This is a genomic window from Methanothermobacter sp. CaT2, assembly GCF_000828575.1.
Taxonomy (GTDB): domain Archaea; phylum Methanobacteriota; class Methanobacteria; order Methanobacteriales; family Methanothermobacteraceae; genus Methanothermobacter.
This window is the reverse complement of record NZ_AP011952.1, coordinates 407939-434668: the sequence shown is the minus strand read 5'-3', so window position 1 is coordinate 434668 and position 26730 is coordinate 407939. Positions and strand designations below refer to the sequence as shown.

At 45.6% G+C, this 26730-nt stretch carries 15 protein-coding genes; 9 read left to right on the top strand and 6 right to left on the bottom strand.

What is annotated here, in order from left to right:
- Window positions 1-59 precede the first annotated feature (59 nt).
- Entirely contained in the window at window positions 60-4505 is a 4446-nt protein-coding gene (locus tag MTCT_RS02200) for a cobaltochelatase subunit CobN (RefSeq protein ID WP_048175337.1), read from the bottom strand.
- A 159-nt stretch (window positions 4506-4664) separates the two neighbouring features.
- On the bottom strand, window positions 4665-5651 hold the full coding sequence (locus tag MTCT_RS02195; protein WP_048175336.1) for an ARPP-1 family domain-containing protein: 987 nt from the start codon (window positions 5649-5651) through the stop codon (window positions 4665-4667).
- Between the two features lie 247 nt (window positions 5652-5898).
- Between MTCT_RS02195 and MTCT_RS09165 the strand changes: the two genes are divergently transcribed.
- Window positions 5899-9381, top strand: a complete 3483-nt coding sequence (locus tag MTCT_RS09165) for a UvrD-helicase domain-containing protein (protein WP_173402626.1) — start codon at window positions 5899-5901, stop codon at window positions 9379-9381.
- A 26-nt stretch (window positions 9382-9407) separates the two neighbouring features.
- Here the strand turns inward: MTCT_RS09165 and MTCT_RS02185 are convergent, their stop codons facing one another.
- Window positions 9408-9875, bottom strand: coding sequence for a hypothetical protein (locus MTCT_RS02185; protein ID WP_048175335.1), 468 nt, complete (start codon window positions 9873-9875; stop codon window positions 9408-9410).
- A 438-nt stretch (window positions 9876-10313) separates the two neighbouring features.
- On the opposite strand from MTCT_RS02185, the gene MTCT_RS02180 reads away from it, so the two are divergent.
- Both MTCT_RS02180 and MTCT_RS02175 read left to right on the top strand, forming a co-directional pair.
- Window positions 10314-10646 (top strand): YbjQ family protein, encoded by a 333-nt coding sequence (locus MTCT_RS02180; RefSeq protein WP_048175334.1) that lies wholly within the window; start codon window positions 10314-10316, stop codon window positions 10644-10646.
- An 11-nt stretch (window positions 10647-10657) separates the two neighbouring features.
- Entirely contained in the window at window positions 10658-11293 is a 636-nt protein-coding gene (locus MTCT_RS02175) for a heavy metal-binding domain-containing protein (protein ID WP_231855335.1), read from the top strand.
- 2 nt (window positions 11294-11295) lie between these two features.
- Here the strand turns inward: MTCT_RS02175 and MTCT_RS02170 are convergent, their stop codons facing one another.
- On the bottom strand, window positions 11296-12066 hold the full coding sequence (locus MTCT_RS02170) for a potassium channel family protein (RefSeq protein WP_048175332.1): 771 nt from the start codon (window positions 12064-12066) through the stop codon (window positions 11296-11298).
- A gap of 228 nt (window positions 12067-12294) precedes the next feature.
- Between MTCT_RS02170 and MTCT_RS02165 the strand changes: the two genes are divergently transcribed.
- The 4 genes from MTCT_RS02165 to MTCT_RS02150 all read left to right on the top strand — a co-directional run bounded on the left by MTCT_RS02165 (window position 12295) and on the right by MTCT_RS02150 (window position 16778).
- The gene (locus MTCT_RS02165) at window positions 12295-13320 is read left to right on the top strand and encodes a H(2)-dependent methylenetetrahydromethanopterin dehydrogenase-related protein (RefSeq protein WP_048175331.1); all 1026 of its coding nucleotides are present in this window, start codon (window positions 12295-12297) and stop codon (window positions 13318-13320) included.
- A gap of 11 nt (window positions 13321-13331) precedes the next feature.
- Window positions 13332-13679, top strand: coding sequence for a roadblock/LC7 domain-containing protein (locus tag MTCT_RS02160; protein ID WP_048175330.1), 348 nt, complete (start codon window positions 13332-13334; stop codon window positions 13677-13679).
- 221 nt (window positions 13680-13900) lie between these two features.
- The gene (locus MTCT_RS02155; protein WP_048175329.1) at window positions 13901-14791 is read left to right on the top strand and encodes a hypothetical protein; all 891 of its coding nucleotides are present in this window, start codon (window positions 13901-13903) and stop codon (window positions 14789-14791) included.
- Complete coding sequence (locus tag MTCT_RS02150) at window positions 14772-16778, top strand: Eco57I restriction-modification methylase domain-containing protein (RefSeq protein WP_084126114.1); 2007 nt, start codon at window positions 14772-14774, stop codon at window positions 16776-16778. Before MTCT_RS02155 ends, MTCT_RS02150 begins: the two co-directional genes overlap by 20 nt.
- 65 nt (window positions 16779-16843) lie before the next feature.
- On the opposite strand, the gene MTCT_RS02145 is transcribed toward MTCT_RS02150, so the two are convergent.
- Together MTCT_RS02145 and MTCT_RS02140 are read right to left on the bottom strand one after the other, a co-directional pair.
- A complete protein-coding gene (locus MTCT_RS02145) occupies window positions 16844-18550 on the bottom strand; it encodes a DUF2357 domain-containing protein (protein ID WP_052457315.1) in 1707 nt (568 codons plus the stop codon).
- A 9-nt stretch (window positions 18551-18559) separates the two neighbouring features.
- The gene (locus tag MTCT_RS02140) at window positions 18560-20089 is read right to left on the bottom strand and encodes an McrB family protein (RefSeq protein ID WP_231855333.1); all 1530 of its coding nucleotides are present in this window, start codon (window positions 20087-20089) and stop codon (window positions 18560-18562) included.
- A gap of 915 nt (window positions 20090-21004) precedes the next feature.
- Between MTCT_RS02140 and MTCT_RS02135 the strand changes: the two genes are divergently transcribed.
- A complete protein-coding gene (locus MTCT_RS02135) occupies window positions 21005-23362 on the top strand; it encodes a phosphoadenosine phosphosulfate reductase family protein (RefSeq protein ID WP_197538712.1) in 2358 nt (785 codons plus the stop codon).
- Window positions 23362-26730, top strand: a complete 3369-nt coding sequence (locus tag MTCT_RS02130) for a hypothetical protein (protein ID WP_048175326.1) — start codon at window positions 23362-23364, stop codon at window positions 26728-26730. Before MTCT_RS02135 ends, MTCT_RS02130 begins: the two co-directional genes overlap by 1 nt.

Here is a 26730-nt window from a genome sequence, read left to right as displayed (position 1 = left end):
TTATTTTCAAATACAATGGAATATCAGGTTTAGAATTACATTAAAAAAAGAATTTGGGGTTATTTACCCCTGAAGTAACCGAATCCGACCAGCAGGACAAGTGTCACAACCCCGAGAAGTGCATAGATCGGGACCTGACTCTCTGCTGAACCGCTGCTGTTTGAGGCTGAAACCTCATAGGCCTTCCCGGTTTCGCCCTCCTCACCTGCACTGGATGATGACCCTGCAGCTGCATCTGATGGGTTTGATGTCCTGCCTGTGGTCCCGGCGGGACCTGAATCAGGTTTACCTGTCTCACTGACTCCACCCCCATTCACTGAGCCTGGCTGTGAATCATCAGAGTCAGGTACATCAATGGACTTCCCTGTGGCTGCAGCCACTGCAGCTGCAAACTTCTTGAGGGATGCCTGGTCCAGGGATGAGACCTTCACCACCCAGCTGTTGAAGACCATGTTTGCGCAGGTGTGGTGGCAGCAGACAACACCGTACTGTCCTGCGAGTTCAATGTAGCGGTTTGCGAGGTCCCTGACCATGGAACTGTCAGCACTCCAGATGTTTCTCCTTGCAGCTTCAAGGACCCATGCAATCATGGACTGTGTTGCGGTTGCCTTATAGCCCTCTGTTGCCCTGAAGCGGTCACTGAGAAGGTTCCTGGCGAGCTGATCCCAGAGTTCATTGCTAACACTGCCGGTTGTAACTGCAATTCCAAAGACGTTCTTGTACCTTGAAGCGTATTCCAGCCACCCGCTGGGTGAATTGAGGAGCGAATCCATGTACTTCGGGTTGAGTAGCTGGGATCTGACCTCAAGTTCAATCTCCTCAGCCACAGTTCTCACTGTAACCGTGTTCCTGTTCCTTATATCGATAAGCGCTGTATCCGGATTACCTCCAAGGTGCCTTGATGCAAGGACCATACCACCGAACCAGTCATAGTAGTCGTCTGTGTCCATCAGCCTCCAGGTACTGTCGAGGTTCTGTGTCACCACTTTGACCTTACCCAGCAGGTACTGGAACGTGGCCCGGTTCTGCTGTATATCAACGCCTCCAGGGGTTGACCTCCAGGCATAGGATACCCTTGAGAGGTAGACATCTGCGAGTTCACTGCTTGTGTTCCACCTTGAGGTTGCAGGTGTCATATCAGATACGCCTGTACCCTCAAGTACGAGGCCCCTGAGACCGAATACACGGTCAAGGGATCCGCATTCACTGTAATGTTCTTTCACATAGTTTTTGGTGTCACTGGCTGAAGCTGCCAGTTCAACAGCCTTATTCATGAGGTCTATCCAGAGCTGGTTACCTGTAACAGCTGTTACAAAGACGTCTATACGTGGTCTTGGGATCTGAGTGCCGTTCACTGTTATCATGAGTTCTGATGCGTTCATTAGGACCGGTGTCGGGTTGACGTCACCGTTGCTGTTCCACTGGGGTTTAACTCCAAGGAGGTATAGGAACTCTGCGATGGCTATCCCGTCGGTCCTCAGGAGTTCAGTGCCCCACATAACCATACCTATGAGTTCAGGGAAGCTGCCGTGCTTCTGGTAGTACTCTGCAAGCAGTGAATCAACTATCTTCACTGCGGTATCCCATGCAGCCTTTGTCGGCATCTTCCGGGGGTTTGTTGAGTAAAAGTTGGCACCTGTGGGGAGGACGTCACACCATGCAGGGTCCCCTGCAAGTCCAGGTCTTATGAATCCACCTGAGAGAGCTGCAAGGATGCTCTGCCATTCGGTGTTTCCACGTATCTTCATGATGGTGTCACTGATGAACTCAAGGTCCGTGGCATTTATCCCGGAGGGCACCGTTCCGTTTATGATGCTGCCTATCCATAGACGTGCAAGGTTCTTCACTGAGGCTATCTCGTCACTGTAGCGCAGCGGATCCTTCAACATTTCACTGTAGGCTGGCAGACCCGGATAAAGATGTTTTCTGATATTTTCAAGGAGATCTGACCGGGATGAGGCTATCGTGAGAACCTCCTCCAGGAGCTCATCACCGTCAAGCACCCTCCCGAGGCTGTGGAGCCCGAGGGGTATTATGTCTGACTCTATCTCATGTAGACTGAGGTGGAGCCTCTCAAGGGCCTCTGTGAAGTTACCGGTCATGTTGAAGCCCATCTTTGAGGCCTCCGTCTTTATCCGGGATTCCAGGGCAGGGAGTATCTGGCTGTTACCGACCTTAAGGGCGTTCTCGTACTGGTGTATGAGGTCGTGGATCTCAATGAGTTCACCGTAGAGGCCGCTCTGGACCATTGCAGGTGTCATGTGGTCGATGATGAGTGCACCGCTACGGTCCTTTGCAACCATACCCTCACCAGGGTTTGAGACTATGTATGGGTATATGTTGGGCAGACTGGTGAGCTGGAAGGGCCAGTCATCCTCCATGAGCCCTATCATTCTTCCCGGGAGGAATTCGAGGGTTCCATGGGTTCCAAGGTGGACCATGGCATCCGCGCCGAGGACCTCATCGATCCAGCGGTAGAAGGCTATGTACTGGTGGTGGGGTGGCAGATATGGGTTATGGTAGTCTGTCACCTCATCCCAGCCACGGGCCGGCTGGACAGTTATGAAGATGTTCCCCAGCATCAGGCCGGGTATGACGATGGATCCGTTCACAGTCATTATGCTGCCCGGTGCCTGGCCCCACCTTGCCTGGACCTCTGAGCGCAGTTTCTCCGGGAGGGCGTTGAACCATTCAAGGTACCTCTGGATGTCAAGCAGCTGACCGCTGGCTTCCAGCTCCCTTCTGTGCTCTGAAACATACCTTTCAAGGAGTGGCTGGGCCCATGTTCCCTTATTACCGAACTCTGAGACGATGGTGTAGAGCTCCTCAGTTGATGGTATCCTATCAACCCTGTAGCCGCTTTCATTGAGCTTCACAAGGAGGTCGTGGAGGCTCCTGAAGACGTCAAGGTATGATGCTGTGAATCCATCCTTACCAGGGGGATAGCTGTAGAGTATCACCGCAATTTTCTTCTCTGAGTTTTCAAGTTCCCTGAGCCGGGCCCAGGCATTCGCCAGTTTGACCATCTTCTGGACCCCTGACTGAACCACGACCTCATTCTGTGATGAATCGGTGTATGATACAACTATGGGTGAGAATACGCCCTCAAATCCGGGTATTGTGACCTGCCAGGTCCACTCGTACTGTGCACCCATGGGGTTTGTGAGGCTTGAGTTGCTGTAGAGCTGCACAGCCTTCAGGACAGGCAGGTTGATCCTCTCAAGTTCGCTTAGGGCCCCACCGGATGGCAGGTTTGCGTAGTTCAGGGACCATGAGTAGAGGGATATGATGGCGCTTATGTTACGGTTCAGGGGGCCCTTACCGTTAACACCCAGTGTGAGCTCCTCCAGGAGTGAACTCACCGCCGGGCTGGTTGCACCCTGGTAGAGGTTGAAGGCTGCCCTTCCCTGACTCTCGGCCTCCCTGATTAGGGCATCCACTGTGCTTGATGGGTTGTAGCTTACAATAACGATGAAGGGTCCTGTGATGTTTTTGTTTGCAGTGTACCAGTTCTCGAAGTCTCTGTAGACATCGGCCCTCTGGTTTTCTGCCCATGATGAGAAGTTCTGATCTATCCACCTTAGGCTGTCATAGGGCGGGATGAGTCCAGGGTTGCCCTCTATCCAGGCCCTTATCTGCTCCCTGGTTGCCGCGACGCTCATAACACCACGGTCAGGGTGGTAGAGTCCCCAGTCCGGGGCTGCCATAACAGGGCCCTGACCGTTCTCCACGGGGTTTAGGAGGGTCTCACCCATGAGGTACTGGATGTACTTCACCATGTTCTCAAGGTTCTCCCTGGCAGCTGTCCCTGATGCGAGGGCATAGTAGCTTGCAATGTAGGTGTTCTCGATGGTATCGGGGGTGTCATTGCCGGGTGTCCCTCCAAGGAGGTTCAGCCCCGTGCCTCCCCAGGGGTCGCTGTCTGTATCTGTGGGGTAACCGAAGGCCGCTGCTATCATGTTCCTCTGGTTTGCAGGGCTCCTCAGAAGGTAGGGGTACCATGAGTCTCCCCATCCTGTACCGGGCATGGCCATGTCCAGGTAGGCGAAGTTCACGTACTCCATTATCCAGTCGTTTGCTGCTGAGGATGGATCCCACATGTCATGGTAGATTATCCTGCGGTTCTCCATTGACCTGAGGACGCGGCCCTTCTCTGGAACTGAACTTATTATGGCTATATCCGGCATGAAGGTGTGGTTGATGGTGCATGAGCCGTTGATGGTGTAGCTGGCCGTCCTGTAGCTGGAATACTTTATCTGGACAACCGCAGGGAATGTGTCGTTGAAGTTGATTCTGTATGAGCCATCCGGCGCTGTCTGTGTTTCATTGAGGATAGATCCGTTATGTATTATGGTTACAGTGGCGTTTCTGACTGGTAGCGCATCTTGCAGGGTTGTGTAGGTCCCTGATGTTTCATTGTAGATCTCCCTGACATGTCCTGTCACCTCAGCTGCACTGACAGCTCCTGTGAGTGAGACTGTGAGTATCACTGCAACCAGTGCCATTAATCTCCTGATAATTTCACCTCCCTTTAATTTTATTCAAATTTACTTTAAGGAAGGCAGTATTTAAAATTAACTTTAATTATTATAAGGTAAAGTTTATATGATGAGTTTGAAGGGTGATTGGTGGACCTGCTTGTGGTTGTTTCTTATCACAGCACGCTAACCTGTCTTGTTGCAATCATTCCCCAGTCTGAAGAAAACAGAGTGCACCACCTCACCCCAGTGTGTGAGGGCTGAACCGGTAATGTGATCTGAGGTGTACCTGTGGTCTGTACCGTAACCGGGGGATGGGTAGCTCTTCTCATCTGCACCCATTATCTCCTCAATGAAGCTACCCGGGTCCACGGCTCCATATCCGACCCTCTCATGCAGCATGGCCTCAATGGCATAACTTCCTATGATCCTGTCATGGAGCCTCCTGTAGGCCTCAGTTCTTGAAACAAATTCGAGTCCAGCTATCGTCCCGTTTATAGCTACGAGAACACCTTTCTGGTCTTTCACAGGTTTGAATGGTCTTTTGAATTTGTTGAGTTTATCTGCCTCCTTCATGTAGGCGTCCCCCAGTGCCCAGGTCCCTGATTCAGTACCTGTCCTCCTGTGGAGCCTGTTCACCTCATCCCATACTATCCCCTGGTTTGAACGGTAAAATTCCACGGCTCTGTCCTCAGGTGCCTGCTCTGATCCTGAATCCAAGATGGGTCCGGCCATCCCTTCCAGGTTCTCTGTAACTGTCCGCGTCTTTGTAAGGCGGACATTCAGGGCAGCAACCCTCCCCGGGTCCCTGAACTCCTTTGAGGTGTAGGACCACCTTGCCTGTTCAACACAGCTCACAGGTATGATGGTCCCGGATTCCTCAGGTAATAGAACTGTTGCATTGACCACACGGTTCTGCTTGCCACCCTCGAGTTCCTCACCATCGATTATGAGCACGGGTTCTGAGGAGCGGTTCACTGCACGCACCTGCGGTACCGAGCCCGACTCATCAACCTCCCCTATCCAGAGCACCTCCCTTTCCATGGCCTCTGATAATGTAAGATAGCTCAGACTTCCCCCGGGAGCCCGGACAGGTATGACCTCCATGGGCCCTGAAACCTGGGGCTTCAGGAACTCAAGTCCATTCAGGTACTCCCCGACGGTCTCATTCATAACATCACCTCTAAAATTATCGATACCCACCCCTCATAGTCTGAGTATGACATGATAATGTACATTAAAATTATTGAATATAAAGTTTTTTGTTGGAGCCATCAGCCATTCACTTATTCACAATAATTTTGAGCTTAATGTTAAGTTATTCTCAATAATTTCAGTGGAGGACACCTCATGGAGAATTCAATGGAAAAACTATAAAAGTGGATGGAAACGATAGAATAACATTTATGGGGTGCCATTCATGACAGGGGAGATTCAGCTCACAGATGAACAGCGCAGAGCAGTTGAACACTTCACAGGACCCCTCCTGGTGGTCGCAGGACCCGGGGCAGGGAAGACCAGGATCATAGTGGAGAGGGTCGCCCACCTCATGGATGAGAGGGGTGCTGAACCATCATCCATCGTCGTGATAACCTTCACCAGGAAGGCCGCGGATGAACTCAAGGAGAGAATAATCAGACGTGTGGGTGGAAGGGCAGAGGAGATGCAGATATCCACAATACACTCCTTCTGCAACCGCATACTCCGGATGTACCCTGACCATCACCCCCTCGGTTCAAACTTTCATGTCCTGGATGAGGAAAACCAGCTCATGTTCATATACGAGCACAGGGAACAGCTGGGACTCGGCAATGTACAGAGGGAGAGGTTCCCCCGCATCCAGGCCTTCTTCAGCGAGTGCCAGGAGAACATGGTCGACCTCGAGACCCTGATAGAACACCACAGGAGGACAGGGGCCAGGAAGTTCGAGATGACCGTTGCAGAGGCCTACCAGAGGTACCTCAACCTCATGGACGAGGCCGGGCTGCTTGACTTCGCAGGGATGCAGTGGAGGGTCGTCAGACTCCTTGAAAACGACAGGAAGGTCCTGGATGACCTCAGGTCAAGGTACAGGTTCCTCATGGTGGACGAGTACCAGGACACCAACCCCATACAGGAGAGGTTCCTTGAACTCCTTGCGGGAGAGGAATGTAACCTGTTCGCTGTTGGAGACGAGGACCAGAGCATCTACGGTTTCAGGGGATCCACCCCTGAGAACTTCCTGGGCTTCGAGAAGAAGTACGGTGCCGAGGTCGTCATGCTTGAGAAGAACTTCAGATCGGTCCCCAGCATAGTTGACGTCACCCAGCGGTTCATGGATGGTTACAGGAAGTACCCCAAGGACATAAGGCCCGTGAGGGACTCAGAGAACAGGGTATTCATCCTGGACAACCCCACACACCAGGATGAACCCTCCAACGTGGTCGAGATAATAAGGGCCCTCGTTGACCATGGTGTCATCCCCCACCAGGGTTACGTGACCCTCCTCTTCAGGAGCGTGAAGCACGATGCAGTGGAGATAATGAATGAACTACGCAGGGAGGGCATACCCTTCAATGTATACGGTGAGGGAGGCTTCTTTGACCGGGAGGAAATACTCTACATCATGCACCTCCTCCACCACACCCGGAGGGAGAGGAGGAAGATAATCAGAAAACTGAAATACGAACACCTTGAGGGCGAGTTCATGGACCTGACCCCCGGCAGCGTCAACCTCATCCTGGACATGGATGAGGAGGAATTAAGGGGTCTCAGGGAGTACAGAGAATTCAGGGAGGCGGGATTCACAGACCCCGATGACATCAGGAAACTCGTGGCCCTCAACAGCCTCATAGACAGCGACCTCGGAGTTCTTGAGAGGTACTACGAGATCCTTGAACTGACAGAGTACCCCCACAGGCTCCTTGAGAGGGGTGATGATGAGTCAAGGGAGAAACTCTACAACCTGGCAAGGTTCAGCTCACTCATAAAGGACTACGAGCGCGTCTCCTCAGAGCCCTGCGTGGAGGGCCTAATGGAGTTCATAAGGATGGCCATGTCCCGCGGGGTCAAGAAGTACGACCAGATACTCCTGGAGAACCCCTACTCTGTCAACATGATGACAATGCACAGGGCCAAGGGCCTTGAGTTCCCGGTGGTCATAATCTGCTCGGTGTTCAATGGGAAATTACCCAGGAAGGTCCAGGGGAGGAGTGAACTCGAATTACCTGAAGAACTCCGGAGGAGCACAATAAGGAGTGATGTGATGGAGGAAGAGGAGGAAGAGGAGGAAGAGACGGAAAAGGAGGAGAGGCGCCTCTTCTATGTGGGGATGACCCGGGCCCAGGACATGCTCATAATCTCAGCAACCGGGAACCACAGGGGCCGGCTGGGTTACTCAGAGTTCATAGAGGATCTCATTGAAAGTTCAAGGATAACCAGTGACAGGCTCGGGAGGATAGACCCCGAGGATGCCAGGATAGAGATCATAAAGAACAGCTGCCAGGTGGAGGACATTGAGACCAGGGAGATCTTCAGGATCAGCTTCACAGAGCTGAACACCTACCTCACATGCCCCTTCAGGTACATGCTGCTCTATGAGTACGGCTTCGACGTTCCATCAACCAGGGACCAGCTCTACGGTATGGCGGTCCACGAGTGCCTCCGGAGGATAAACAGGCGCCTGATGCGTGGAGAGACGGTGACAGATGATTACCTTCAGGAACTGGCATCACATGCCCTCAGAGACATCGAAATGTCCCCTGATGGATTCAGAGCCTTCATATCAAAACTAAAACGCTACCTTGATGAGATAAGGTCCCGTGCATCAGAGATAGTCTCTGCAGAGAAGCCCTTCAGCATACTGAGGGACTGCTTCATGATAACCGGTCAGACAGACCTCATCATAAGGAACCTTGAAGGCGGCCTGGAGCTGGTGGACTTCAAGTCAATGTCAGGGTCGGGTATACATGCAAGGGACATCGAACTCCAGCTGGGAGTCTACAGGCACGCACTGAACCTGGACTTCGACGGCTTCCTCGCCTACACCTTTGAGGATTCAGAATGGCATGAAATAGAACCGACAGAGGACATGGAGGGGCTCCTTGAGGATGTGGCTGAGAGGATAAGACGTGAGGAATTCCCTCCAAGGGAGAACGAGCTCTGCAGTCTCTGCATATTCCACTCCATCTGCACCTCCCTCCATGGAAAACTGGAGGCAGGATCCGGTGAGGAAGATGACCTCAGAAGGGCATTCAGGGCTCTTGACCCTGAGGACATGGATGGCTATGTGGAGGCCATTGAGGGGATCACAGGATACCTCAGGGACTCATCTGATCCGGAGGTGAGGGCCAGGGCCGCAGATTACATTGGAGAGGCAGGGGATGCTGTGGCCCTTGATGCGCTGAGGGAGGCCCTCAGTGACCCTGAGGAAGGGGTCAGGATAGCTGCCAGGAGGGCCATTGAGAGGATAAAAAAGGCCCAGAGGGCCCTGAAGGAGAATTACAGGACACTCATATGTGGGAGGGACTTCTTCAGGCCAAAGAAGATCCACACCCGGGAGGGCCAGTTCGTGGTCTGCCGCGTCTGCGGCCACTCAAAGTTCCTTGAGGATGGAGTGGAGGAGGTTGTGGGTATAATAGGTGATGAGGAATACTCATGGAGACAGGAAGACAGGTTATTCATCAGTATGTGGGATGAGGAATCGAAAAGGGCGAGAAACGCAGACATCGACACCCTGTGGGTCACAGATTCCGATAACATGGACTATGGGTGGGCCATAAACGCTGTATATCAGAGACTCAAAAATGATGTGACAAGGGCAAAACCCCTCAGCGAGATACCGGTAACAATCAGGGGAGACCCTCAGATATCTGAAGAAGAAATAGATATCCTCAGAAGGTTTGGGGAAATAAGAATTGGATAGAGGGGATCAACATCCGGTAAACCTGATCAGGACTTCACCCTGAAGGAGTACTTTATGAGGTCAAAGCTCTTCAGATCACCCTCAAAGTCATCCCTCCCTGCACGGCACACTATGGCGTAGCGTCCGCGTGGCGTGCTTATAATGGTAACCCTCACCATGCTCTCATTTTCAGGGTAGCTGAACTCAACTCCAGGGTAACCCCTCAGGCTGATGTTCCTTTTATCAAGCACACCCTCAGGAGCGGGATAACTGCGGTTCAGCTTCAGCTTCTCGACTGTCGCTGCTGTCTCAGGGCCCCTTTCGGGGTCTGTAACCGTCACAGCATATTCGTAGTAGGTATCCACATCTACTGGCGGGTGTATGAAGGAGACCTGACGCCAGGATGCAGGGTAGTGGAAGATGATTTCATGGTTCTCAAAGACCCTGTAGCCGTCGCCGAGGCATCCTGAAACGGCGACTGAAAAAATTAAGATGAGGAGTACCCTGTGTTTCATTTCTCCTGTGACTCATCTGGCTTGCAGTTCTGTGCTGAGTTTTCAGGGATCATTTTATGAATCCTTCAATCTGTGTCTCATTTCACCTGGAATGAGTATGTTATGAGGTCGAAGTTCCTGTTTTCTGCATCAAACTTCTCAGGTGATGTTCCACAGAGGATGACGTAGATCTTGCCGTTCTTCTCGAGCCATGTTGCACGTTCCTGTTTCGTAACACCATCAATGTGTTACCTGTCTCGGTGGTTGTTGTGCAGCCTGAAACCAGAACGGCCAGAAGCAGAACCCCCACAACTATAAATTCTCTCACATATATTCCCCCTTGGATTATTCTCTGTAACCTTTAACATTTATTTTTTTCTTCATCCAGAAAACCGGGTCAGGGACCTCCACCAGCATATATGAATCCGGTGAAACATAATAAAATGGGAGGACTTCAGGATGCTGATGCTGACTTCACAGATGATTGAGGGTAAGAGGATATCGAGGTACCATGGCATAGTCACAGGCGATGCCCTCATAGGCGCCAACATATACAAGGACATCTTCTCGGGTGTCAGGGATGTTGTGGGTGGCAGGACATCGGCCTATGAGAGGGAGCTTGCAAGGGCAAGGAAGCTTGCACTGTCCTCAATGGCAGAGGCTGCAGAGAGACTGGGTGCTGAAGCCATCATAGGGGTGCGCCTGGACTACCACAACCTGGGAGGGACCATGGGGAACACCATACTCGTATCAGCCACAGGTACAGCGGTATCCCTTGAAGATGATGACTGAGGGGGTCTGAGTTGAGAAGGTACAGGTGGGCCGTCCTGGCTGTGGCAGCCGGCCTCGCAGCGGGCCTGGCCTCTGCGGTGGTCTCTGTTAAGTTCCAGCTTGTCATATTCGGCTTCAACATAATGTACATAATATCACCCCTCCTGGCGGGCTTCGTGGAGTCCTACATCGCAGGAAGAAAATATGGGGCCAGCACCGGTGCTGTGAGCGCCATACTGGTATTCCTCTCTGTGAACATATATGGCTGGTTATTCCCTGCAGAACCCATCCAGTGGAATGTCTTCACGGTCGGGGGCCTCCTCCTGGCATTCCAGGCAGCATTCCCCACCACAGTGAACTTCATCCTTGCAGCTGCCATCATGTACGCCCTGGGACTCCTGGGTAAGGGTATGGGGGACAGATTAACAGGAGGAGATGGTACCGTACCCCTGGGATATGAGGCCGGCGGTGCAGGTATAGGTATAGCTGTGGGGGAGGCTGTTGGGGATCCACAGGACCTCGATGAACTCAGGAAACTTGCAGTTGAGAGGATGCTCTCCAATGCAGAGGCTATGGGTGGCAGGGGTGCTGTGGATATCCAGCTGAAGGTCACGGTCATCGGCAGCGACATCATAGCTGTGACCGCAACCGGCACAGCCACAGAATAGTATCAGGGCCCTCTCCTGAGCTCCCCCAGCATCTCCTCAATCCGGTCAAGCCTCTCCTCCAGTCCACTGATTCTGGCTTTAATCTCCCTGAACTCATCCCTCCTCCTTGACTCTATCCTCTCCTGCTCCCCACGGAGGGTCTCAAGGAGCGTGGACGTGGCTGAGGCTGTTATGAGGCTCGTGGATGCGATGGCACTGAACATTATGACCATACCCGTGAACCTGCCCAGGGAGGTTACAGGTACTATGTCCCCGTAGCCCACGGTGGTTATGGTCTGCAGCACATACCAGAGTGAGTCCTCATAGGTCACCACCAGGGGGTTGACAGGGCTTTCGACGATGTAAAAGAGTATGGTGAACACGAATATCACGGATACGAAGAGCCCAACCCCATAACCCAGCCGGCTCCTCCTCATGAACTCTCCGACGGAACCTGCAAGGTCCCTGACGGCCATCAGGAGACCGGCAACCTTTATAAGGTTGAGGGCTGCAAGAAGAGGGGAGTGCTGGGGCGCACCAAGGATTTTAACGCCGATGAAATAGAAGGGTATGGCAACCAGGGGGATCCTCCAGCTCTCACGTAAACCTGGCTGTATCAGGTATGCAGCGGAGACGATGAGACTCACCGCAAGGTCAAGGAGGACCACGGCCTGGAGGGTCCCGGGCTGCAGTGGCAGGAATACGCTGATGAAGAGTGCAAAGCCATCAAGGCCCATCAGAACAAGTAACAGGACCTCAAGTAATATTCTGATCCGTGACTGAAGATCTTTCACAGCAAACCCCCATCGCTGTAACATCAACCAGTCTTCTATCTGTTCAAATGATTATTTATAACCACATCATCTGGGGCTGAAATCCTTTCAGGTAATAAACGCATTCATAAGGTCCTGAAATTAATAACAGGGTCCTCAGGGTCCCTGATCAGGAAAAAACTTTAATAGGGTGAGCTTCCAGAACTAAACTTTTCTTCTGTAGATTTCCAATCGAAAAGAGTGATAACAATGAAGGTGACAGTCTACGGTGCTGGTAATCAGAAGTTATATACCGATGAACTGAACCTCCCCGAGAAGTACGGAGGGGAGGCACCCTACGGTGGAAGCAGGATGGCCATGGAGTTTGCTATGGCCGGACATGACGTTGTACTGGCGGAGCCTTCAAGGGAGGTCCTCGACGATGAACAGTGGAGCATGGTCGAGGAAGCCGGTGTAACGGTAACAGATAATGATAAGGAGGCCGCCAGTGAAGCTGAAATAGCGGTACTCTTCACACCCTTCGGTAAGGGGACCTTCAGTATAGCCAGGGATATACTGCCTGAACTCCCTGAGGGCTCAGTCATAGCCAACACATGCACAGTATCCCCTGTGGTCCTCTACTACGTCCTCGAGAAGGAACTCAAACTGGAGAGGACCGACATCGGGATATCATCCATGCACCCGGCAGCCGTGCCAGGGACACCCCAGCATGGACACTACGTCATCGGAGGGAGACCCACAGCAGAACTGGACATTGCAACCGATGAACAGATAGCGAGATGCGCTGAACTCGCAGAGAGCACAGGAAAGAAGGCCTACATCGTACCCGCAGACGTTACCTCAGCGGTGGCCGATATGGGCTCACTGGTCACAGCCGTGGCACTCTCAGGTGTCCTGGATTACTACTACGTGGGTACACAGATCATAAAGGCCCCTGAGGAGATGGTTGAGAAGCAGATACTCATGACACTCCAGACAATGGCATCCCTGGTTGAGACATCAGGCGTTGACGGGATGGCAGCAGCCATCAACCCTGAGCTCCTCGTAAAGAGTGCAGGGTCAATGCACCTCCTGGATGAACAGGAGGAACTCGACGCAGCCCTTCAGAAGCTCTCAGACCTCAACGATGACGTCATGAAGTGGATTGAGGGCGCCGACGTTAAACACACAGACCTTGTGGCTGCACAGGCCCTCACAGGTGAACTGAAGACCGTCATGGGGGACCGTGCAGCTGAGGGTACCATAAGGAGATGCATGAGGAAGATGTTTGAATAGGGGGTTTCAGGTTGATAGGGAGGATACTGAAGGACCTTGGAAGGATCAACGGTGTTAATGGATCCCTTGTTGTGGGTAAGGATGGTCTCATAATAGAGAGTGAAGTCCCCGGTGACATCGACGCCGAACTCGTGGCTGCAATGGCATCAGCAGTCTTCGGTACAGCCGAGAGGTCAGCCGAGGAGATAAAACATGAACCCCTGGAGCAGGTCATGATTGAGGGTAAACGTGGTAAGACCCTCATGATAGATGCAGGGGAGGGGATCCTCGTTGTCATAACGGATGTTGATGTGAACCTGGGTATGATAAGGATAGAGATGAAGAGAAGTTCTGAGAGGGTCGCTGACCTTCTCGCGTAAATTCTTTTTTGAGTATTAGCGGAGTTTTAAGAGATATTTGCCCTTTTCATCCTTGAGGTATATGTTGGTAAAACTTCATACGGATTTTATCTTCCGTTAGTTATACCCCCATGTTCAGCAATTGATAAGACTACTTTTTGGGCCCTTACATTTGTGAGTTAGGTCAGCCGAGCTGAAAAATTTGTATATACTTATCTACATATGATAGATAGGTGGTGGTGGTGAGTGAACTTGAAATTACTGAAAGGAGTCTTTATCCCGCTTTAAAAAAAGGTCTTGAACAAAAAGGATTTGCATCTATAACAGAAATTAGATCAGGCGATAAACAAGTTGACATACTGGTGAAGAAAGGTTCTGAGTCCTTTCTAATTGAAGTGAAGGTGGGTAATCCACAAAAGAAGTTATTAGAAGGATTGTCACAGGCGATGAGGTACTCTCGGATCTATGAAACAAATCAGATAATGGTCATTAATTATCCTCCTGAAATAAGATCCTGCGATCCTGAAGAGCTCGACGAAACTGTTTTAACTGCAGAAGTAAATGTAGCAGTTTTCACGGAATACATGAATGAGATCTGCAAAACTCCTGTCTACAAACTCTTCGATGAATTGGCTTCAAGAATAGAAAAAAAATCAAGAGGGGAGATCTCCCTAAGAAATGTAATAAAAGTAATTTCAGAGGCTATAAATGAGATAAAAGTGACATTAAGGAAGATATCAGAACAAGATATTGAAAAACTGGTGAATCTCATCACAGGAAGGTTTGATTTGTTCATGGCTCTCTCAGAATTAAGAGACGAGAGTGAGGTTGAGAATGTAGCCATTGACTTGATAAGTTACATAATCACTAATCAGATCCTATTTTATCATATATACTCAAAGAAATCGGGGAAAGTTCCAGAGCTTGAACATATAAATTCTTTAAGTGAATTAATAGCCCACTTTGACATTATCACAGACATAAATTTTAAGGTTATTTACCAGATAGACCTTCTATCAATTTTACCTGAAAATGATGAAATAAGAGAATCACTCAATAAGATCATCCATATACTCAAGCTGGCAAGACCCGAAAAGGTAAAAACACGACTTAATGGGCAGATTATTTCATGACTTATTACCCCCTGAAACAAGAAGAATTTTGGCAGCGTTTTACACCAATCCAATCGCAGCAGACATCTTAGCGGGGCTATCAATACAAAGATGGTATGACAAGGTAATAGATCCTGCATGTGGTTCAGGCACACTTTTAGTAGCCTCATATAAAGTTAAAGAAAAGAAAAAAGGTTGTCATAGCCAGAAGGTCCACAGAAAATTTGTTGAAAAAGACATAACTGGTCTGGATCTGATGCCCTTCGCAGCACATTTGACAGCTGTTAATCTTTCATCTCAATCCATCAAGACAACAACAGAAAAATTAAGGGTTGGGATAATGGATTCACTCAGCCTCTCAAAAAAATTATATAAAAAGGAGACATGTAAGATATCCAGTTTTACCAAAGAAGTGCAAAGCACTTTTAATTCATTTAATCCCCGTCAAGTAAGCTTATACAAATACAGCACATCTTATTCCAGCGGTGCAGTTACAGCAGACGGAAAAAAATACGCTCAATTTAAAATAAAGAGAAGATCATTCGATGCTTGCATAGCAAACCCTCCTTTCTCTGATAGAGAGAAAATGCCTGATTCCTACTTAAGTGTTCTAAGATCCTACAATACCCTGACAGAAATCTGCGGTTCACAGGTTAACCTCTGGGGATATTTCTTTGCACTATGTGAATACTTGGTTAAAAACGGAGGGTATATAGGTTTTGTGATCCCCATAAACATTTTCAGGGGTAAAGCAACGGAAAAAATAAGAGAACATCTCATCAAGAATTATACGATAGAATACATAATCAAAGCAGGAAAAAACGTTGCATTCTCAGAGAATGCACGTTTTAGGGACATATTATTGATCGCGAGGAAGAAAGAACCACATGATTGGGATAAGGTTCGCTTTGTAATCTTAAATGAGAACCTACATGAACTAACGTTCCGGGATGCTGAAAATATAGTTAAATATATAAAAGGTGAGACCTTCACGGCTGGAAAAGATCTGGATGTCATTGATTATGACTATAAACTCATTAAAGATAACAATGATAATCTAATGCCTCTATTTGGACTTTCAAACACGTTATCAGGTAATGTTCTCGGGGAATTTCAATCAATAATTAAGAAGAAAATCGGTCATATACTGAGAAAATTAAAAAGAACTGAAATTAAAGAGGGTTTTCATGCATCACCTGCTGGCATCTCTCAAATGGCATTTATAACCAATAAATTCGGCAATAATAGATTAAAACATGCATTTCTAGTACTAAAAGATGATAAAAAAGACTTTACATATTTTTATATCAAGAATTGGCCTGAAAAAGTCTTTAAAACAAAAAAAGATGATTTAAGACCAGCATTAAGAACCATAACAGATATTAACAGATTTGACATTACGGAGACCATGGATTATATAATTAGTAAAGAATTTGAAGGATGGAGAAACGTTCTGAAACTCTCAAAATTTAAGAAAAAAGATAGATTCACTTATAAGATCATAAAAGATAAAATGAAGAATAAATGGACAAACATGGTCACAGCACGAAGATTTAGACCAAACTCTAAAAATACATCCCTATTTGCATTCTATTCTGATAAAAAATTCGTAGCACCCCATACATTCAAATATATACTCATGGAGGGGACTGATGCCAAGATAAACACACTCTGCTTAAATTCGGTGCTTGGAATAATTAATCTCCTCCTATTAAGAGAACAAACGACAGAAGCCTATACAGACATAATGGAATCAGATCTCATTCTCTTTGATGTAGTAAACACAGAGCTCTTGACAGAAGAACAAATACTACAGTTACTCGAATTGTATGATGAACTCAAACAATATGAATTCCCATCACTCATTGACCAGTTTGAGAAGGAATGTGAAGAAAGGGTCAAACTTGACACGAAATTCTTGGAAATACTGGGTCTAAAAAGAGAGCTTATTGGGGAATTACTTCCTAGAGTCTACAGGTGTATCACTAAAGAACTCAAAACTAATTAATGTCGAGGATTAAGCTATCTCACGGTACTTAAACACACCAAAATAAATAATATGATTTCTAAGAGCTATTTTTCTTCGATTATATTCAGGATAGCCCTTTCAATGAAATCACGCAGCTTCCTCTCATCCCCGGCGGACTCACCGGGCCTCAGTGGGAAGGCCCCCACAGATGGCACGTCACCGGATCCCTCTGCAAATACAATATCCCTATCGCCAGGGTAGAGTATGTAGGCACCCACACTGTGGAGTATCGCATCCTTGTAGGTGTGCATCTTGTAAACATCACCATCCCTGAACTTCCTGTCAAGTTCCTCCTCAGCGTCCCTCACCTCGATGTTCTCATAGAGGTCATGGGGCCTTACAGTGGACCGGTACTTTGCATCCAGGTGTATGAAGTAGGTGCACTCACCCACATCCACCAGTATGGAGTAGTCGGGCCTGAAGGGGAGTGAATAGGACCTGCAGCGGGTGTTCCTTCCGAAGCTTCCATTGTAGGAGAGGGCTATCTGGGTGTCATCCATCCTGAACCTGAGTATGGAGTTCCCGGTCTTCAGCCTCACCTTCCACCCGTCCCTGACGAATATCTTACCGGGATCAACCCTCTGCCCGGTTATGTCCTCCAGGATCCTGAGTATCCTGAAGTAGCACCAGTACTCATAGAGTTCACTGAGCCTCCTCTCAAAGCCCCTTATACTGTCCTGCAGCTCATCCCAGGTGAACCTGAGTGCAAGGTCAAGGATGAAGAAGTACCTGAGCACGTCCCTGTAGCCCTCCCGCTTCTGGAGGACCTGTGAGTTCAGGGGAAGGACCCGCATGTCACCCACATCCCTCAGCCACCCTGCAGAGAGGAGCAAGTTCACCTCATCAAGGAAACCCTCCAGGGAGTCCCTGATGTAACCATCAGGGGCTGATTCATGGAGTGAGAGTATCTTTTCCTCCACTGATTCCAGGAAGTACTTGTAGAAGCGGTTCTCTGGAGTGTCAGGCGTCTCCCGGAGGTTCAGCTGTGGGAGGACCCTGAGGGTCCCATCACCCTCAAAGCTGGCCGGTTCCGAAAGGACCCCCACCATCCCATCGGGGTCCACCACTGAGGCCAGGCCTGCGGGTACCACCTCGACCTCACGTTCGAGGCCAGAATAGAAACTGTGGTTTATGTGTTCAGCTGCAGCAGGGAGGTTCTCGGGCCTGAAGAGGTACTCGAGTAAAAGGAAATCCTCGTAGAGTGTCTTATCATCCTCACCTGAGGGGGTGAATGTCTGGAATATGGATGAGTCGGCCTCGAGGATGAGGGAGGATATCTCATCTGATAGATCTGCCAGCATTGCAGGGTACTGTTCATGGTAGTTTATCTTCTTTGACCTCACCTCGACGGGTATCTCTTCACGTCCATAGGGTGTTTCAATGCCGATGAAGGATTTACCTGCGTAGCTTCTGAAGTTGAGTATCCCGGCCAGGCTGTCCCCGAGCTTGAATCGGATCCTCGTGAAGAGTTCATCTGTATGGGGGATGACCTCCACATCCTTCAGGGATTCTCTGGGTTCAAAGAGCACCTGGTATTCGGTTTCCTCGAGGAGCATTATCTCACTGAGGTTATCATAGTATGGGCAGTGTTCAATGGGATTCAGGCCGGGCCTGTCAACCAGGGGGACATTTATGAGCCTCACAGGGTATCCGCTGACCTCAACTTTCCTTGGGGGCACCTCCCTGCTGGCTGTACCGCCATTTATTCTGAGGGTCCCTGCCTGGAACTCTATGATTATCTCCTGGTCCATCGGTGATCACTACCTGATGAATGATGCGTAGCGCTGGGTTTTCAGTGTGTTCTGCATCTCCTCGAGCTTCTTCTCTGATTCAGGGAACCGGTCCCTGCAGTGTTTCCTGAGTTCCTCCAGGGTATCCCTGAGGAGCCTTTCGGGGCCGTGGATCTTGGGGAGGATCTTCTGTTTGATCTGGGCGTCCATATAACGCTCCCAGTTTTCCCATCTTCCGGGTTTTTTCTCGTAGATCCAGGCTGCATGCATGAATCTGAGGATCTCCAGTGTCACCCTGAATCCGAAGTCGAATCCCGGGGCCCTGAGGGTTTCATGGAAGAAATCAAGTTCCTCCACAAGTTTATTCCATATGGGGAGTTCATCCTTAAGCACCTCCAGCTGTTCCGGGGTGTATTCCATGATGTTTTCAAGGAATTCCACATCCCCTGTGGGTCCCTGTTCATGGGGGTTGCCTTCAAGATATTTCCCGGGTTTCAGGGTCTCGAATTCTATGGTGTTTGCCCGGTCAAGTACCTTTGGTGAGAACATGTAGGTGGTCTCATCCACATTGACGGTGCCAACAACCTTAAGGTTCTCAGGTATATTTATCTTGGATATCTTGGATGGAACATCGCGTTCAGGGTCATCATGGAGGGGGACGGGTTCACCGCTCTCGATGGCTGAGAGGAAATCAGAGAAGTAGCGTTCGACGTGTGACAGGTTCATCTCATCGAGTATAAGGATGTAAGGGTTATCAGGGTCCTCACGTGCCGTCATGATGAAGTCCAGGGCCGGGGTGCTCTGGTATTTTCCTGTCATGATGTTGAGGTAGCCGAAGATGTGCCTCGTCTCGGTCCAGTTGGCACCCACAGGTACAACGAGGTACCTTCTTTTATCTGTGGAGATGTACTGGCCGTAGAGCTGTGCTAGCTTTGTCTTACCTGTACCGGAGTTACCGGTCAGTATCACAAAGGGTTTGACCCTGAGTGATAGGAGGAAGTTCTCAACGATTTCAGGGCTGAAATAATAACCACGGAGCTGCAGATACTGGTAAAAGTCTGTCCCCTTTCCTCTTTCAAGGTGCTGGTAGATGTCTGCTTCTGTTTCTTTGTCTAGATGCTGGGAGAGGTCTGTTTCTTTCTTAGAATTTTCTTCAAGATCAAAATCGGCTTTCATGCCCTTTATTCTCTGGACCTCGTATACAAAGTCTCTTATTTTCTCGGGAATAGTTTCATCAATTTTTCCTATGACCACAACCTTTTCTACCTGATCACCAGCAACAACAGATGTCCATTCACCGCGGTAGTTCTTCTCAAATATCCTTTTGCTGTAGTGCCCTCCTATTTTACCTCTGTGGATGAGGTAATGGTTCCCATAGGGGTCACGTGCAAAGGAGCCTCCCGTCCTCTTATTAATGCCTTCTACTGGCGAATTTATTACACTCCAGACTGCATTGGGTCTATCAGTCGATGGTTTTTCTGTTCCAAAAGCATTCCAGTGGTAGCTCCCTTCAACAAATCTATACATGTACCATATCCCAAGATCTGAGATCCAGTACATGGTGCCTTCAATGGGACGACCAGCAAAAACCTTTCCAGATATTTCTTCAGTGGCTCTCCCAACCAGTATATTAAATAGATTTTTCTGACATGAAAGGATTTCATCCTTGTTTTCTATTATTCGGAGGTTATGGAATTTCATCGTTAGAAGTTCTCAAGTTCATCCATATCTGGAGTGTAGCCGCCATGTTCAGTTAATCTTTTAGTTTTTATTCTCATTGGAAGGGAGAGTGGAACAGCACTTCCAAATATAAATTCATTTCTTTAAAGATTTTTCTCTATTCAACAAACCTTTCTCTTTGGATGACCGTTATAAAACCCTCTATTTCTGTTTCAAAGACCATTTAATTCACTTATAATATTTTAATCCGTATTTAGAGCGTTTATGATAAATCTCAGATGCGGATACTCTTTTCCGAGTTTATCTCCGTTTTTCTTTAATTGGTTAAGGAGTTATTTTTCTTTTTATATCCAAGTTATAGTTTCAATCATCAAGTATGAAGATTATATTTATTATAATTTATTCACGTATTTATTATAATTTATTTACGTGCACGTGGCTACTGGAGTATGATCTCATTGGAGGATACTGGTTGTGTAGATTTATTAGGAACCTGAACAAGATATTCAGTCAATGGAATCATCTAAAAAAGGAATTGACAGGTACTCCACATTTGGCCTCAGGGATGAATGGATGCCCCTATCTTCTGTGACCATGTGGGCTTCGATGAGTACTCTAAGATATTTACTAGCTATAGCTTATTCCTATCCAAATAAAATATTTCTCTATCTTCTCATAGATATCCGTTTTTAATTTTATTAAAGAGAAATACTTTTAATTGAGAAAAATAACATTATACTATATAACATTTTAATTTACTAATAATGTTAATTTAAAATTATTAATACTGTTTATATGGAAGGGGTGTGTAAAATATATAACTTAAAATGGGATAAGAGTGAAAATTTTGTAATTTTAACTGAAAATCAGTTTGGTGTGAATCCTCCTAGGCCAGTTTTCTTTGAGGAGCTTGATCTTCTAGGTTTAGATGAACACTGGGATTACCCAAAATCTGAAGAACCGCTTGTTTGGGCAATTGGACGTAACTATTATTACAAAGGGGAACTCATTGCCAAAACTAAAGGTGGGAATTTCTTTGAAAAACCTGAAATAGAATTTAAGGATGACAGGAGACTAGAAATAGAGCCCATAAACGTTAATGAATTGATAAAAAAGAATAAGGACAAACTTTTTGTCCTGGAAAATGAAGCAATGGATTTCATTCAAGGCATCTACAATATATATAAAAATAATTCTGTTTTCACGGTTTCATATAGTGGAGGGAAAGACTCTCAAGTCATCCTTGATCTTGTAACTCGTGTAATTCCACCTGATGATTTAATCGTTATCTTCTCTGACACCACCCTTGAAAATAAATTTACTTATGAAAACGTGGAAAGAACTAAAAAAGAATATCTTGAAAAATATCCTAAAATCAAATTCAAATCAGCAAAACCGCCTAAGTCTGCAGAGGAACTGATTAGATATGCTGGCTTACCCAGCAGGTTTAAGAGATGGTGTACCGATGCATTGAAAACATCCCCCTTTAAAAATCTGCTAAAGGATGTTCTAAAGGAATATTCAGAGGTCATAGTTTTTGAGGGTGTTAGATCTGAGGAAAGCTCCAAAAGGTCCAGTTATTCTCGAATTGAAGAAGAATCCAAACATTCAGCTATTATAAATGCCCGTCCTGTCATTGATTGGAATATAACTGAAGTTTACCTATATCTCTTTTACAGAGGTTTAAACTTAAACAAAGCTTATAGATGGGGTCTAAGTAGGGTTGGATGCATTTTATGCCCATATTCTTCAGTATGGACGGAATTTATAAATTATAACCTTGAAAAGGAGTCTTTAGAGCCTTATATATCATTCATTGAAGAGTACGCTAAGATGAGGGGCGTTACTGAGAAAAACGTGAAAAAATTCATTGCTGAGGGGCAGTGGAAAAAAAGGGCTGGAGGGCTCGGTTTAGATCTGGAATCAAATATAATAATTTCTGAAGACGATGATAAGATTAAAGGGACTATTACTAGTCCCAGGGAAAGTTTTCTTGAATGGTCTAAGGTACTGGGAGATCGAAATTATAAAAAAAATAAAGACGGGTTTTTGGGCGAAATAAAGATTGACGGTAGTAAAGTCGACTTTAGGCTTAAGAATTCAAAGTCTGATAAGCAGGTAATCGAAGCATGGAATATTGAAAATTCAACAATTAAGTCAAAGATCAGGAAAGTTCTTTATAAAACGACATTCTGTGTTAACTGTGGATTATGTCAGTCGGAATGCCCTAACTTTGCTTTAAGAACAATTAACAGTGTGAGTGTAAACTCTAACTTCTGTAAGAAGTGTCATAAGTGCCTTTATTTCTCTAAAAACGGGTGTATAATTGCATCATCTGTTTATGATTCCCTAGGAGGCATTAAAATGAAGAAAAAAACTGCAGGGATAGATAAATATTCAACTTTTGGTCTTAGGCAAGAATGGTTAAACGACTTTTTTGTTTTAGGTGATAAATGGCTTTCTGACAATAACTTGGGACCTAAGCAGGTCCCAGCTGTATTAAGGTGGCTTATCGACGCTGAACTGGTTGATGAAAAGAAAAAGGTTAGCACCAGACTTGGAAACTACTTAAGAGAAGTATACAAGAAGGATAAGTCGTTTACCTGGCTAGTAATATGGAATAATATGTATTATAATTCTGCGGTGGTTAACTGGTACCTAAATAAAGTTCCATGGGGAAAATTAACTAATAAAAATGAATTAAAAGAAAGAATGGGCTTGGATTTCCCTGATTATAGTAAAGGAACCATAAGTAACCCTATCGATGCAATGGTAAACACCTTTGACAATTCACCTTTAGGCAAAGAATTGGGTGTTGGTGTCTTGGAAAAGAAGGGAAGAATGGTCAAATCAATCCATAAAATAGGTGTTAATGAAATCAACCCATATGTTGTGGCCTATTCTCTTTATAAACTGGCTGAAAATACTTCAAGGAGGACTTTTACAGTATCTGAACTATTTAAAAGCGAGTTGGAAGGAGGACCCTATAAAGTATTTGGATTATCAAAAAGCAACCTTGAACGAATATTAAGGGGTTTACAAGAAGGAAAGGGAATTTTAAGCGTTGATCTAGTAGCAGACCTTGATAACATACGTTTAAGAGAAGATCTAAAATCTTTAGACATAATCAAAGCATACAGTGAGGAATTATAATGAGATACTCAGAAATAATCTCATTAAATGAAAGATTTCAGCCAGCATATGACCTAGAAAATGAAATGGAAGATTACTGGAAGACATTCATACCCACTAGAAAGTTTTATGAGATTTTAAAGGAAACCTTGGATGTCCTTGAAAGCAACCTCGTTGAGAATAGGCAATCTATCTGGATCCAAGGCACTTACGGTACTGGAAAGAGTCATGCCGCTGCGGTTATTAAACACCTCTTATCAGATGATCCTGAAGTTCTGGATGATTTCGACATTAAGGACTCCCAGTTGGCTGCTAGATTAAGGTCATTTAGAGAAAAAAAGAGGATATTTCCCGTCGTGATAAAGGGGACATCAGGTATTACAGATCCTGGGGAATTCACGCTTCTTGTTGAAAAATCTGTTAAAAGAGCCTTGCGAGATGAGGGACACGATTTAAGTGTAAAAACAGATTTCGAGAATCTAATAGAACAGTTAAACAAGGGCATTATCAATTTTGAAGGTATTTTTCAAGGTACTGAATTAGAACTTTTTGGAAAGGAACAGATATTATCACTGCTTGAAAAAGAGGATATTGAAATCCAGAGAAAAGTCGAAAAGGTTCTCTCTTCTAATAGGATTTCCATTGGAAAGAAGAATATTACTGAATGGCTTAAAGAAGTTAATGAGGAATTAAAAGAAAGGGGGATAGCTGATAATCTAATGATTTTCTGGGACGAATTTACAGGAATAATGGATCTTGAAAATTCAGGCCCACTTTTAACTGAAGTTCAGAATATCGCTGAACTCTCCGCTAAACACGGTATATATCTCTTTATAATATCCCACAGGACGCCGCACCACCTTAAACATAAAGGCAAAGAGGAGGATGTTGAAAAAATTCTTGGAAGATTTAAACTTCTTGAATATTCGATGGAAAGCATTACCACATATCACTTAATTGAAAATACTATAAAAAAGAAGGACGAAAAACGCTATAATTCACTTAAAAATGAAAGTATAAGTAAAATAGTGGATGTAATCAACAGAATAACTGCAATTGAAGATGATGCAAGAGCTTCCCTTGAAAACATTTTTCCAATCCACCCGTACACTGCCTATATAGCGACAATTATTGCGCGTCAGATTGGTTCAACGGAAAGGAGTATATTTAAATTCTTATATAATGATAAAAACGGTTTTAAAGCCTTTTTATCATCTGATGTGACAGAAAGGCCATTCTTGACAGCTGATAATTTATGGGATTTCTTCTTTGAGGATTTTGAAAGAATAGAAAGCGAAAAGGTCTATTCTATTATTGAAAGATATAAATTATATAATGAAGAAATGGAGGCATTGGAAGAGAGGTATTCTGTTGTTTTCAAAGTTGTACTCCTACTAAACTTAATATACCGTCTTGTTGAATTAGGGGAAGCCAGTATCCTAAAACCTGAAATAGAGAATATCTGCCATATATTTGAGGGTTATTTAGAAGAAAGCCGTGTTAAAGAAGTCCTAGACTATATGGATAATAGGAAAATAATGAACAAAAATCCTGATGGAATGTTTCTTATATCCAGTTCGACGTTGCCTTCTGAAGAAATAGAAAGGGAAAAAGAGACCCTTAGAGATACCTTTAACAAAGTGTCCGTTGTTTTAAGTGAGGATAATAAAAATGAGTTATTGAATAGTATAAATGCCCTAAGAGAAGTTGAGACTCACATTTTTGACTTACCCCCAAATGAATTTAGTCTAAAGTCCCGCCTGGAAACTGCCTTTAAGGAGGATTATGCGGTACAGGTTGCATTGTTTTTGGGATTGAATGAAACAGAGATAAATAAAATAGAATCATATCTAATAAAAGCATCTAATGAGGATCATCTGAAAAATAAATTGTTAATTGTTAGTAAGAAAGAATTAGGTGAAGACGAATTTGATAGATTCTTAGAGTATAAAGCAAGAAGCAATATTGCTGCAAGGCATAATTATATGGAGGATAAAGAGGAAAACGAAAAATACGCCAAAAAAATCATTGATAAATGGATTAATGAGATACAAAACGATTATTTAACATATTTCTTTTATGGAAAAGATGACTCTGAGTTGTTTTCTAGGCTTGGGAACAGTATAGATGAAAAATTTTCCAGGAAAATATTTCCATATGGGCTTGAAACAGTAGAGGCAAAGCAGAATAAGAATATTTGGAAAAATGAGAGGTCCCCCAAAACTGCGGAAATATTTTTATTTGCGGAGAATCGTGAAGAGTTAGAAGAAAAAACAAGAAGTGGTGTGAATAAGTATCTTAGAATCATATTAAAAGACAATAATGGAAATTATATTGTGGATAATAACTTTAATTTTAAGGATGATGCAAGCAGGGAACATCCAATTATTGTTATGGATGGGGAAATAAAAAAGGCTATCGAAAATGAAGGTGATGGGGTCTTCAATTTAGGGGACACCCTTAAATTCCTATCAAAACATCCCTACGGTTTATACAAATCCAAAATTAACATAGCGGCGCTCTCGTTCTTAATGAGAAAATATGTTGATCAGTTATTTGAAGCTGGATCTGGAATACAAGTTACCAAAGAAAGAATGAGAGACAAAGTCATTGACATATTTAACTACTGGGAAAATGGTAGAAATAAGGAGAAACTTAATGTTAGGTGTGGTTCCGAGAATGAAAAGAAATTGATTAGGCTATTCTCTGACATATTTGATCTTAGTGACGTCAATAGCTTAAATGATGTCAAATGGAAAATCAAGGAATGGGTTAAAGAACAAAATATTCCCCTGTGGCTATTCAGATACAAAGATTCCAGTCAAGAGGAGAAAATTGAAAGGATATTTAACCTAATTTTTGATTTTACAAAGTCTAATGACACTGAAATAGATTCTAATATGATGGGGGAGATTATTAATGAAATAGAGGACTTTGAACTTGACATTAAAAATCATATTAAGATTGCCACATCTCAAAAAGAAGGTCTTTGGATTGATGCTGTCAGAGATTGGCTTAAAGAACATTTAACTGAGGAAAATGGGGACATAAGTTACTCTGACATAATGAAATACCTTAAGCATCACCTGCAGGAAGATATGGGGTCCTGGAACGAGAACGATGTGAAAGACAAGGTTAAGGATTGGTATATAAAAAGCATAAGTAAGCCTTCTGATTCTGTCGTTGATCCCGTCAGTGGCAATGATCCTGTTGTTGATCCTGTCACCGTCATTGATCCCGTCAGTGGCACTGGAACAGAAGCCATTGATAGAGTAAAAGAGAGGATTAATCAGTTAGCTCCCGAAGAACTGAGGGAGGTCCTTAAAAAGCTTATAGATAAGGATCCTTCAGTTGTAGGAATATTAGAACAATTAATTGGGGGGCATTAA